The 11,343-nt window shown below is 67.3% G+C and carries 8 protein-coding genes; 1 reads left to right on the top strand and 7 read right to left on the bottom strand.

Going from position 1 to position 11,343, the window contains the following annotated elements; genetic code table 11:
* Positions 1 to 14 precede the first annotated feature (14 nt).
* The 5 genes from C8J40_RS14425 to C8J40_RS14405 all read right to left on the bottom strand — a co-directional run bounded on the left by C8J40_RS14425 (position 15) and on the right by C8J40_RS14405 (position 5,018).
* On the bottom strand, positions 15 to 1,352 hold the full coding sequence (locus C8J40_RS14425) for an ATP-binding protein (RefSeq protein WP_132897616.1): 1,338 nt from the start codon (positions 1,350 to 1,352) through the stop codon (positions 15 to 17).
* On the bottom strand, positions 1,352 to 2,032 hold the full coding sequence (locus tag C8J40_RS14420) for a response regulator transcription factor (RefSeq protein WP_207901239.1): 681 nt from the start codon (positions 2,030 to 2,032) through the stop codon (positions 1,352 to 1,354). The genes C8J40_RS14425 and C8J40_RS14420 overlap by 1 nt, the downstream gene beginning before the upstream one ends.
* A gap of 75 nt (positions 2,033 to 2,107) precedes the next feature.
* Positions 2,108 to 3,637: a methyl-accepting chemotaxis protein gene (locus C8J40_RS14415; protein ID WP_132897615.1), complete on the bottom strand. Its 1,530-nt coding sequence runs from the start codon at positions 3,635 to 3,637 to the stop codon at positions 2,108 to 2,110.
* The gene (locus tag C8J40_RS14410) at positions 3,634 to 3,954 is read right to left on the bottom strand and encodes a hypothetical protein (protein ID WP_132897614.1); all 321 of its coding nucleotides are present in this window, start codon (positions 3,952 to 3,954) and stop codon (positions 3,634 to 3,636) included. Before C8J40_RS14410 ends, C8J40_RS14415 begins: the two co-directional genes overlap by 4 nt.
* A gap of 89 nt (positions 3,955 to 4,043) precedes the next feature.
* Entirely contained in the window at positions 4,044 to 5,018 is a 975-nt protein-coding gene (locus C8J40_RS14405) for a quinone oxidoreductase (protein WP_132897613.1), read from the bottom strand.
* A gap of 106 nt (positions 5,019 to 5,124) precedes the next feature.
* Between C8J40_RS14405 and C8J40_RS14400 the strand changes: the two genes are divergently transcribed.
* Complete coding sequence (locus C8J40_RS14400) at positions 5,125 to 6,585, top strand: aldehyde dehydrogenase family protein (RefSeq protein WP_132897612.1); 1,461 nt, start codon at positions 5,125 to 5,127, stop codon at positions 6,583 to 6,585.
* 147 nt (positions 6,586 to 6,732) lie between these two features.
* Here C8J40_RS14400 and C8J40_RS14395 read toward each other — a convergent pair whose 3' ends face one another.
* Both C8J40_RS14395 and metH read right to left on the bottom strand, forming a co-directional pair.
* A complete protein-coding gene (locus C8J40_RS14395) occupies positions 6,733 to 8,508 on the bottom strand; it encodes an SLC13 family permease (RefSeq protein WP_132897611.1) in 1,776 nt (591 codons plus the stop codon).
* A 69-nt stretch (positions 8,509 to 8,577) separates the two neighbouring features.
* Entirely contained in the window at positions 8,578 to 11,295 is a 2,718-nt protein-coding gene (gene metH, locus C8J40_RS14390) for a methionine synthase (protein ID WP_132897610.1), read from the bottom strand.
* Positions 11,296 to 11,343 lie beyond the last annotated feature (48 nt).

The raw sequence follows: 11,343 nt of genomic DNA, 5'->3' as shown, positions 1-11,343 counted from the left end.
GATTACTTGTTGGATCAGTCCCGCGACAGCGTGAGTACTACGCGTAACCCAGGTCCCGCGTCCTCGAGCGATAGCGTCCCCCGGTGCAGGCGAACGATCGCATCGATCAGCGCTAAGCCTAGGCCGTGCCCGACATCGTGACGACTGATGTCCAGACGCCCGAACCGGCGAAGCGCCAGTGTGCGGTGGTCGGCCGGGATGCCTGGGCCATCGTCGGTCACCGTCAGCATCGTCGCGGCCTTGGTCGAGACGACGCCGATCTCGATCCGCGTGCCGGTGGGCGTATGGCGGATCGCGTTCTCGATCAGGTTGACCATCGCCTGACCCAGCAACTGGCGATCACCGACGATCTGAACCGGTTCCTTCACGACGATGTCGAGGTGCCGACCGCTATCCACCACGACCGGCTGCATCATGTCGCCGACCTCCCGAACCAAGTCAGCGAGATCGAACGACGCGAACGCGGCGCGACGATCGCCCCCCTCGACCTCGGCGATCCGCAGCATTGCCGCGAACATCGTGAGCAGCTCGTCGCTCATCGCGATTGCGGCTTCGAGATCCTCGCGCTGCGCCGCCGTCTCGGCCCGGCGTACAGTCAGCGCAAGCTGGCTGCGCAGCCGCGCGAGCGGCGTGCGCAGATCGTGCGCGATGTCGTTCGAGACGTTGCTGATGCTCGCCATCAAGTCCGAGATTCGGTCGAGCATCCGGTTGAACGCCATCGCCTGATTCGCGAACTCACCGCCCGATGGATGAATCGGCACACGTCGCGTCATGTCGCCGTCGATGATCGCCTCGACCGTGCGCCGCGTCTCACCGATCCGCCGGCCGATCGTGACGACGAAGAACACCATGCCGCCAATCACGATCAGCACGATCGAGCCGAACCCGGTCAGGTAGATCCGCGTGCGCGCGGCGTTGTAGTCGTCGAACGGCTCGGTCTCGGCGACCGTGGTCAGCGTCATACCGCCATCAAGGGTGCGGACCAGCGCGCGCCCGGCAGACAAACCGGCGATCCGGTCGTCCCGCGCGATCGTCGAGAAGCCCAGCGGCAGGCGGCGCGACAAGGCGATGTTGCCGCCGAGCCGACGGCCGTTCGCATCGACCAGCAGCAAACCGATATCGCCGGTATCGCGTTCGCGCATCGCCGCGTCGATCCGGCGAAAGACGTCGGGCGGTCGGCGGTCGCCCGGAACGCCGGCAATCGCATCGCTGACGACCAGGATACGGCGGTCGACCAACCGCTCGATCGTCTGCAGCGTGATGCCGTGGATCGCGACCCCGGTCCCGATCGTCGCGACCAGGAACGCCAGCAGGAAGGCCCCGGTCAGCGTGCGAAGCGACCGGAACCGCATCACCCGCGCAACATGTAGCCGACGCCGCGCACCGTCACGATCGGGTCCTCGCCGCCCGCCGCGGTGAGCTTGACGCGGAGGTGGCGGACATAGACGTCGACGATGTTGGTGGTCGGCGCGAAGTCGTAGCCCCAGACGCGCTCGACCAGCATCGCCCGCGTCAGCACCGCATCGGCATTGGCGACGAACTCGGCAAGCAGCTTGAACTCGAGCTTGCCGAGATCGAGCGCGGTGCCGTCGCGCCACGCCCGGAACTTGGTTGGGCTGACGACGATGTCGCCCGCGCGGATCGTGTCGGCGCTGCCGCCGGTCCAACCACGTCCGCGGACGATCGCGGCCAGCCGCGCGCTGAGTTCGGCAGCGGCGACCGGCTTGACCACGTAATCGTCCGCCCCGGCCTCGAGCCCTTCGACCTTTTCGACCGACCGGCCGAGCGCGGTGAGCATGATCACCGGCACCGTCATGTTGCCGCCGCGCAGCCGCGCGAGCACCGACATCCCGTCGACCTTGGGCAGCATCCGGTCGAGCACCACCGCATCGAACGGCGCGCTGTCGACCGCGGCCAGCGCCTCGCGGCCATCGACCGCGACCGTGACGCGGTGATCGAGCCCGCGCAGTTCCTCCGCCATCGCCTGCGCGAACACCGCATCGTCCTCGACCAGCAACAGGTTCAGGCTCATCGTCGTCTCGCCGAAAGGATCACTTGGATAGGCCCCCGCCCTACCGCGCTTTCGCCCCGCCAGGCAAACCGGGCGCTACGCGGCCTTGAGCTGGATCACGAAGCGATCGGTCGCCGCGCGGAGCTGGCGCGCGGTATCGAGCAGCCCGGTCGCGGCGCGGGCGACCATGTCGGACAGCCCCGCGGTCTCGCCTGCGACCCGCGCGATCCCAAGCAACTCGTCCGCCATGCTGTCGATCCCCGCCGCGGTGCTGTCAGCGGTGCGCTCGATCGACGCCGCGGTCTGGTGGTGATGCCGCACCTCCGCCTGGATCGTGTCCGCGGCGGTCGCGAGGTGGCCGATCATCGTCGCGATCCGGCCGAGCGCATCGTTGGCGACCCCCGCCCCCTGCTCCGCGGAGCCAGCCAGCGCACGGATCTCGCTCGATGCGCCGGTCGCCTGCCCGGCCAGCTGCTTGACCTCGCTCGCGACTACCTTGAACCCGTTGCCGGCATCGCCCGCGCGCGCCGCCTCGATCGTCGCGTTCAGCGCGAGCAGGTTGGTCTTGGCGGCAATCTGTTGAATGGAGTTGGCAAAGCTGCCGATCGTCTGCGTCCGTTCGACGAGCGCGATCATCGCCGTGTGGCTGAGCGTCGATGCGGTACGCGCCTCGGTCCCGAGCTGGACCTGCTGTTCGGCCACGCTTGCGATCGACGTCACTGACTGGGTCAGCGCATGGATCTGTGCCGACAACCGCCCCGCGCTCTCCGACGACTGCGTAGCCGCGGCGGCGCTCGCTTCGGTCTGGCGGGTGGCGACCTGCGCGAGCTCGTTCAGCGCACGCGCCGACCCATCGAGCCGAGTCGACGCCGACCCGACCGAGTCGACGATATCGGCCACCGACGCCTGGAACGCCTCCGCCAACGCCAGCATCTCGGCGGCACGCTGCGCGGCGAGTTCGCGCTCGATCTCCAACCGACGCTGGCGTTCGCGCGCCTCGCGTGCCTCGGCCGCGCGCATCCCGGTGATCGCCTCCTCCATCCGGTTGCGGCTGTCGATCGCCTCATTCGCGAGCGTCTCGCTCTCGCAGCGCGCGGTCTCCTGGCGGATCATCAGGCTGCGCAGACGGGCGGTCACATAGCCCAGCACCGCAAGCTGTAACCCGACCGCGGCGGCATGAATGACGACGCGGCCGATATTGCCCGAACCGGTGAATACCCAGCCCGGCGCCGCCGTCTCCAGCACCAGATGATGGACCGCGATCAGGCCCGCGGCGAGCGCGATCGGCCGCCAGTCGCACAGCACCACCAGGGCGGCGAGCGCGACGAAGAAATACATGTGCGCATCCATCTGCCAGGCATGCCCCTGCAGCAGATACACGCCGAGCGCCGGATACACCGCGGCGGGCGTGCCGGAGACCAGCCGCGCAACCGGGTCATGACGCCGCCGCAACGCCATCAGCGTCGGCGCGAGATTGACCAGCACCGCGACGACCAGCACCGGCACGAGCCCGTCGGCATCGAGCCACAAGCCCATCACGCCAAGCCAGAGCGTACAGACCCAGCCCGCGATCGCGACGATGGCGATGCCGCGCGCGCGGAAGATCTGGAGATCGGTGGGGTTCATGCCGCGACCGCCGTCTCGCCGCAGGCTGCGCCCGACGCGCCGAGCAGCACCACGCCGTGCGCCATCATCAGCCTCGCCAATTGCGCACGATCGCCCCTGACGATGTAGCTGTTCGGCAACGGCCCCGCACCGATCAGGAGGGCATGGCCCGCGACCGCGGTCGGCAACAGGCTTGCGGCCGCTTTCGCGCCGACCGGTACGAGCAGATATTCGCCATGCCGCGGCGGCCAGGCCATCAGTACGGCGAAGCCGATGACGACTGCGATCCCCTGTGCGGCGATGCAGATCGCCACCGCGGAATTGTAAGAACGAACCATATGTTCGACGTACGTACAATGCGTTAGGCGGCAGTTAACGTATCGGTCACCGTCTCGCTATCGCTCAATCAGCCAGTCGATCACAGGCCCTACGGCAGCAACAGCGTGCTCCCCCAGGTACGCCCGCTCTCGACCGCGCGATGCGCATCGGCCACGTCTTCGAGCGCGAAGGTCTGGCCGATCTCGGGCGTGACCGCGCCGCTGTCGAGCATCGCGAACAGGCGAGCGATGCCGGCGTGCCTTTCCTCGGGCGTTACATAATAATCGAACAGCGTCGGCCGGGTGACGAACAGCGACCCTTTCCGCGCAAGAACCCCGATATTGACACCGTCGACCACACCGCCAGCATTGCCGTAGCTGACGATCAGGCCACGTTTCGCTGCGCAGTCGAGCGAGGCGTTCCAAGTTGCACCGCCGACACCGTCGAGAACGACGGGAACGCCCTTGCCGTCGGTGATCTCGCGCACCCGCGCGGCGATGTCCTCGGACTTGTGGAGGATGACATGATCGGCGCCCGCTTTCCGCGTCCGCGCGGCCTTGTCCTCGCTGCCGACGCTGGCGATGACGGTCGCGCCGATCGCCTTCAGCCAGCTGACCAGGATATGGCCGACGCCGCCCGCGGCCGCGTGGACGAGGACGGTCTGGCCTGCCTGCACCTTGGCGCAACGCTCGACCAGGAATTCGGCGGTAGTACCTTTGAGCAGGATCGCCGCGGCGGTGCGGTCGTCGAGCGTGTCGGGCAGTTTGAACAGTTGGTTCGCCGGCACGTTGCGCTCGGTCGCATACGCGCCGCGCGACGGGCCAAAGGTGCCGACACGGTCGCCGGGCGCGAAGTCGGTGACGCCCTCGCCGACCGCCATCACCACGCCCGCAGCCTCGCTGCCGAGCCCCGAGGGCAGGTCGACCGGGTACACGCCGCTGCGGTGATATGTGTCGATATAGTTCAGCCCGACCGCGGTGTTGCGCATCCAGACCTCGCCCTTGCCCGGCGGCGGCAGCGTCACGTCGTGCCACTGGATGACCTCTGGACCGCCGGTCTGCTCGATGAATGCCACTCTCGCCATGCCGGCCTCCTGATGAATTTCCCGGTCAACCTACGGCATGCGTTTCGGGTTGCAACCGATCTCCGCCGAGCCCATTCCTTGGCGAGACAAGATGCGGAGAGGCACGATGAAAAGCTATTTGAAGCAGTATATCGATGGCGCGTGGGTCGAGAGCGAGGGCGGCACCATGTATCAGGTGATCGACCCGTCGACGGAACAGCCCTGCACCGAGATCACGCTGGGCACCGCCGCCGACGTCGACAAAGCCGTGGCTGCGGCTCGGTCCGCGTTCGAAAGCTGGAGCCAGACGAGCGTGCAGGAACGGCTCGATGTGCTTGGCCGGATCATGACCGAATACAAGGCGCGGATGCCCGATCTGGCGAAGGCGATGTCGCAGGAAATGGGCGCACCGATGGCGCTCGCGTCGATGGCGCAGGCACCCACCGGGCTCGCGCACTTCTCGGCGACCGCGAAGGCGCTGGCGGCGTTCGAATTCTCCGAAGTCATCGGCAAGGCGACCGTCGTGCACGAGCCGCTCGGCGTCGTCGCGATGATCACGCCGTGGAACTGGCCCCTCAACCAGATCTGCGCGAAGGTCGCGCCGGCGCTGGCCGCGGGCGACACGATGATCCTGAAGCCTTCCGAGGAGGCGCCGTCGTGCGCGGTGATCCTAGCGGAGATCATGGACGCGGCGGGCGTGCCGGCGGGGGTGTTCAACCTCGTCAACGGCGACGGGCCGGGTGTCGGCGCGGCGCTGTGCGCGCACCGCGACGTCGACATGGTGAGCTTTACGGGCTCGACGCGCGCCGGCATCGCGGTTGCTTTGGCTGCGGCACCTACGGTGAAGCGCGTGCATCAGGAACTTGGCGGCAAGGCGGCGAACCTCGTGCTGGAAGGGTCCGATCTCGCCGCGGTGCTACCGCCGACAGTGGCCGGCGTGCTCGCCAATTCGGGCCAGAGCTGTATCGCGCCGACGCGGCTGCTCGTGCATGCTAGCCAGGTCGCGGAGGCGACCGCGATCGTGAAGTCGATGATGGAGCAGACCAAGGTCGGCGATCCCGCCGAGATGGGCCAGCATATCGGCCCGGTCGTCAACAAGGCGCAGTTTGATAAGATCCAGGGGCTGATCCAGTCGGCGATCGACGAAGGCGCGACGCTGGTGACCGGCGGCGTAGGTCGGCCGGACGGGCGCAATGCCGGTTTCTATATCCAGCCAACCCTGTTCACCGATGTCCGCCCCGACATGCGGATCGCGCAGGAGGAGACGTTCGGACCGGTCGCTACGATTACCGCGTACAGCGATCAGGACGAAGGCATCCGCATCGCCAACGCCACCGAGTATGGGCTGTCCGCGACGATCTCGGGTGATCCGGCCGCGGCGGCAAAGGTGGCTCCGAAGTTGCGCGCTGGGCTGGTGACGATCAACTCATGGAGCCCGGACATCGGCGCGCCGTTCGGTGGCTACAAGCAATCGGGCAACGGTCGTGAGAACGGGCGTTATGGGCTGACGGACTTCATGGAAGTGAAGACGATCACCGGCCTGCCGGGTGATGTTCGCGAGGGCAAACCGGCCGAAGCAGGCGCTTAATCCCTTTCAATCCTCCCCCGCCAGGGGGAGGTGGCGCCGTAGGCGACGGAGGGGGAGGATACGGAACAGCAGTTCTCCCTTTCCTCCCCCTCCGTCTGGCAAGGGCCAGCCACCTCCCCCTGGCGGGGGAGGATCGCTAGGTCCCGTTCAATGCATCGGCCATACCGCGACGATCAGCGGCGTGCCGATCAGTAGCACCAGCAACGACAGCGGTGCGCCCAGCCGCGCGTAATCGCCGAACCTGTACCCGCCCGGCCCCATTACCAACGTGTTGCACTGGTGTCCGATCGGGGTCAGGAAATCGCACCCCGCCCCGACCGCCGTCGCCATCAAGAACGCCTCGGGCCGGAACCCGAGATCGCCCGCGAACGTCGCGGCGATCGGCGCCATCACCAGCACGGTCGCGGCATTGTTGAGGAACGGCGTCACCGCCATCGCCGCGGCCAGGATCAGCGCGACCGCGCCCCAGGGCGGCAAGGTCGCCGCGGTCGACGACAGCCAGGTCGCGATCACCTCCGACGCGCCGGTCGTGCGCAACGAGTCGCTGACCGGTATCAGCGCGCCGAGCATGATCAGGATCGGCCATTCGACATGATCATACGCCTCGCGCACCGGCAACACGCCGGTCGCTATGATCAGCCCCGCCGCGGCGAAGAACGCGACCGCCACCGGCACGAACCCCAGCGCGGTCGCACTCATCGCCACCGCGAGGATGGCGATCGGCAACCAGCTCCGCTTCGACACGCCAAGCCGCATCTCGCGCTGCGCCAACGGCAGACAGCCGAGATCACGCAGTTTGCTCGGCAGTTGCTCAAGCGGCCCCTGCAGCACCAACACGTCGCCGGCGCGCAATTCGGTATTGGCGAGGCGCCGCGAGAGATGCTCGCCCTGCCTTGAGATCGCGATCAGGTTCACGCCGTAGCGCGCCTGCAACGCGAGCCGCGCCGCGGTCTTGCCGACCAGCGCCGAGCCGAGCCCGATCACCGCCTCGATCACGCCGACCTCGTCGTCGTCGTCCTCGTCCGCCTTCTCCCGGTCCTCGCCTTCCAGCTTCAACCGGTCGCGCGCGATCACGCGTTCGAGCGCGTCGGGATCGCCGCCGAGGATCAGCGTGTCGCCGGCGCGTAGATGCGTGTGCTCGTGCGGCGCGCTGCGCATCCCGGCGCGCAGGATGCGGGTGATCGTCACCTCGCGGTCGTGGCGGTCGAGAAATGCATCGACCGTCTCGTCGACCGCGGGCGAGGCCTCGGGGATCATCGCCTCGGTCACATAGCCTTTGATGTCGAGCGCCTCGCCCATCGTCGGCGCGGCACGGCGATCGCGGGGTAACAGCCGGTAGGCGAACCGCAGATAGATCAGCCCCATCAGCGTCAGGCCGAGCCCGACCGGGGCGTAGTCGAACATCCCGAACGGATGCCCGGTCATTTGTTCGCGGACGCGGCTGACGATGATGTTGGGCGATGTCCCGACCAGCGTGATGAGCCCGCCGAGCAGCGACGCGGACGCCATCGGCATCAGGAAGACCGAGGGCGAGGTGTCGTTCTTCTTCGCCATCTGGAACGCGGCGGGCATCAGCATCGCGAGCGCGCCGATGTTCTTGACCAGCGCGGAGGCGAACCCGACCGAGGCGGTCAGCAGCAGCAGTTGCGAGCGGACGCGGGTCACGCGGCTGGCGAACTTGGCGAGCGCGCGCTCGATAATCGCCGAGCGCTGCACCGCCGCCGAGATCACCAGCGCCGAGCCGACGATGATGACGATGTCGTCGGAGAAGCCCTTGAACGCGTCCTTCGGGCTGACAATGCCCAGCGCGATGCTGGCGAGCAACGCGAGGATCGCGGTGACGTCGTAGCGGAACCTGCCCCAGATGAAGAGCGCCATCATCCCGAACAGCGTGGCGATCGAGAGATACTGGGGAACGGTCATCGGGTCTCCGCATGTCGACCCATAATAAGCGCGGGCTCGCGGCGGTTGTTCCGCGCGCGAGCCCGGACCTTAGTCGAGGTTAGGACGAAGCCAGCGTTCGGCGGTCTTGAGGTCCGCGCCACGGCGTGCGGCATAGTCTTCGAGCTGGTCGCGGCCGACGCGGGCGACGCCGAAATACTCGGCCTGCGGGTGGCCGAAATAGAAGCCGGAGACGGCGGCGGTCGGGAACATCGCGAAGCTCTCGGTCAGTTCGAGCCCGGTCGCGGTCGGGGCGTCGAGCAGGTCGAACAGGATCGGCTTGAGGCTGTGATCCGGGCAGGCGGGATAGCCGGGTGCGGGGCGGATGCCGCGATACTGTTCCTTGATCATCGCTTCGTTGGTGAGCTGTTCGTCGGGGGCATAGCCCCAGAGATCGGTGCGGACGTGCTTGTGGAGGCGTTCGGCGAACGCCTCGGCAAAACGGTCGGCGAGCGCCTTCAGCAAGATGTCGTTGTAATCGTCGTTGTCCGCCCTGAAGCGGGCGATGTGATCGTCGATCCCGTGGATGCCGACCGCGAAGCCGCCGAACCAGTCGTCCTGCGTGTCGACGAAATCGGCGAGGCACATGTTGGCGCGGCCTTCGCGCTTGGCGATCTGCTGGCGCAGCATGGGGAGCCTTACGTCTTCCCCCCCGCCCGCTTGCGGGAGGGGGTTGGGGGGTGGGCTCGCGCCATCCTCGGGCGTGCCGGGGGAGGTGAGCGCGTGCCCACCCCCGGCCCCTCCCGCTTGCGGGAGGGGGGAAGCAGTGACGACCACGTCATCGCCCTCGCGGCGTGCCGGCCACAGCCCTGCGACGCCGCGCGGGGTCAGCCACTTCTCCGCGACGATCGTATCGAGCATCGCCTGCGCATCCGCGTACAGCGAACTCGCGCTCTCGCCGACCACCTCGTCGGTCAGGATCGCCGGGAAATTCCCGGCCAGTTCCCATGCGCGGAAGAACGGCGTCCAGTCGATATAGTCGCGCAGATCCGACAGATCCCAGTCCGCGAAGACATGCACGCCGGGCTTCGCTGGCGCAGCAGGCTTCAGCGAAAAGTCCGCGACGAACCCACGCTCCCGCGCGGTCGCCAAGGGCAGCAGCTCGCTCTGCCCCTTGTTCGCGCGAGAAATGCGCACCGCCTCATATTCGTCCGCGGTCTTCGTCACGAACTCATCGCGGATTGTGTCGCTGACGAGCGTCGACGCCACACCCACGGCGCGGCTCGCATCGAGCACATGCACCACCGGACCATCATACGCCGGCGCGATCCGCAGCGCGGTGTGGACCTTCGACGTCGTCGCACCGCCAATAAGTAGTGGCATCGTCATCCCCGCGCGCTTCATCTCCTCGGCGACCGTGACCATCTCGTCGAGGCTCGGCGTGATCAGCCCCGACAGCCCAATCATGTCCGCATCGTTCTCGTTCGCGGCCTCGAGGATCTTCGACCACGGCACCATCACGCCGAGATCGACCACGTCGAAGCCGTTGCACTGGAGCACCACGCCGACGATGTTCTTGCCGATATCGTGCACGTCGCCCTTGACGGTCGCCATGATGATCTTGCCCTTGCCGCGCGCGCCGGGCTCCTTGGCCGCCTCGATATACGGCAACAGATGCGCGACAGCCTTCTTCATCACGCGCGCCGACTTGACGACCTGCGGCAGGAACATCTTGCCCGACCCGAACAGGTCGCCGACCACGTTCATGCCGTCCATCAGCGGGCCTTCGATGACCTCGATCGGCCGTCCGCCGGCATCGGCGATGATCTGCCGCGCCTCCTCGGTATCCTCGACGACGTGAAGGTCGATACCCTTGACCAGCGCATATTCGAGCCGCTTGTTCACACCCAGTGAGCGCCATTCCGCCGCCGCCTTCTCGGCGACCACGTCTGTGCCGCGGTAGCGTTCGGCGAGCGCGACCAGCCGGTCGCCGGCCTCGGGATCGGTGTTGAGCACGACGTCCTCGACCGCCTTGCGCAGCTCGGGATCGATGTCGTCATAGATGTCGAGCTGGCCGGCGTTGACGATCGCCATGTCCATGCCCGCGGGGATCGCATAGTACAGGAACACGCTGTGCATCGCGCGGCGCACGGGCTCGTTGCCGCGGAACGAGAAGCTGAAGTTCGACAGCCCGCCCGAGATGTGGACGTGCGGGCAGCGCGCCTTGATCTCCTTGCACGCCTCGATGAAGTCGACGCCGTAGTTGTTGTGCTCCTCGATCCCCGTCGCGACCGCGAAGACGTTGGGATCGAAGATGATGTCCTCGGGCGGGAAGCCGATCCCGACGAGCAGCTTGTACGCGCGCTCGCAGATCTCGACCTTGCGCTCCTTGGTGTCCGCCTGCCCGACCTCGTCGAACGCCATCACGACGACGGCCGCACCGTACGCCATGCACTTGCGCGCCTGGGCGAGGAACTGCTCTTCCCCCTCCTTCATGCTGATCGAATTGACGATCGGCTTGCCGCTGACGCACTTCAGCCCGGCCTCGATCACGCTCCATTTCGAGCTGTCGACCATGAACGGGATGCGCGCGATGTCGGGTTCGGCGGCGATCAGCTTCAGGAACGTCGTCATCGCGTGGTGCGCGTCGAGCAGCCCCTCGTCCATGTTGACGTCAAGCACCTGCGCGCCGCTCTCGACCTGCTGGCGCGCGACCTCGACCGCGGCGGGGTAGTCGCCCGCCATGATCAGCTTCTTGAAGCGCGCCGAGCCGGTGACGTTGGTGCGCTCGCCGATGTTGACGAAGGAGGTGGAGGAGGAGGTTGTCATCTGACTTGTTCTTCCCCCCCTCCCGCAAGCGGGAGGGGGTCGGGGGGT

Origin of the sequence: Sphingomonas sp. PP-CC-3A-396 (assembly GCF_004343105.1) — a bacterium.
Taxonomy (GTDB): domain Bacteria; phylum Pseudomonadota; class Alphaproteobacteria; order Sphingomonadales; family Sphingomonadaceae; genus Sphingomonas.
The sequence above is the reverse complement of the archived record's forward strand: the minus strand, read 5'-3'. Positions and strand labels throughout refer to the sequence as shown.

Bases quoted from the DNA above. Each gene is read 5' to 3' on its own strand.
- C8J40_RS14425 (WP_132897616.1), bottom strand. From the start codon at position 1,352: ATGCGGTTCCGGTCGCTTCGCACGCTGACCGGGGCCTTCCTGCTGGCG.
- C8J40_RS14420 (WP_207901239.1), bottom strand. From the start codon at position 2,032: ATGAGCCTGAACCTGTTGCTGGTCGAGGACGATGCGGTGTTCGCGCAG.
- C8J40_RS14415 (WP_132897615.1), bottom strand. From the start codon at position 3,637: ATGAACCCCACCGATCTCCAGATCTTCCGCGCGCGCGGCATCGCCATC.
- C8J40_RS14410 (WP_132897614.1), bottom strand. From the start codon at position 3,954: ATGGTTCGTTCTTACAATTCCGCGGTGGCGATCTGCATCGCCGCACAG.
- C8J40_RS14405 (WP_132897613.1), bottom strand. From the start codon at position 5,018: ATGGCGAGAGTGGCATTCATCGAGCAGACCGGCGGTCCAGAGGTCATC.
- C8J40_RS14400 (WP_132897612.1), top strand. From the start codon at position 5,125: ATGAAAAGCTATTTGAAGCAGTATATCGATGGCGCGTGGGTCGAGAGC.
- C8J40_RS14395 (WP_132897611.1), bottom strand. From the start codon at position 8,508: ATGACCGTTCCCCAGTATCTCTCGATCGCCACGCTGTTCGGGATGATG.
- metH (WP_132897610.1), bottom strand. From the start codon at position 11,295: ATGACAACCTCCTCCTCCACCTCCTTCGTCAACATCGGCGAGCGCACC.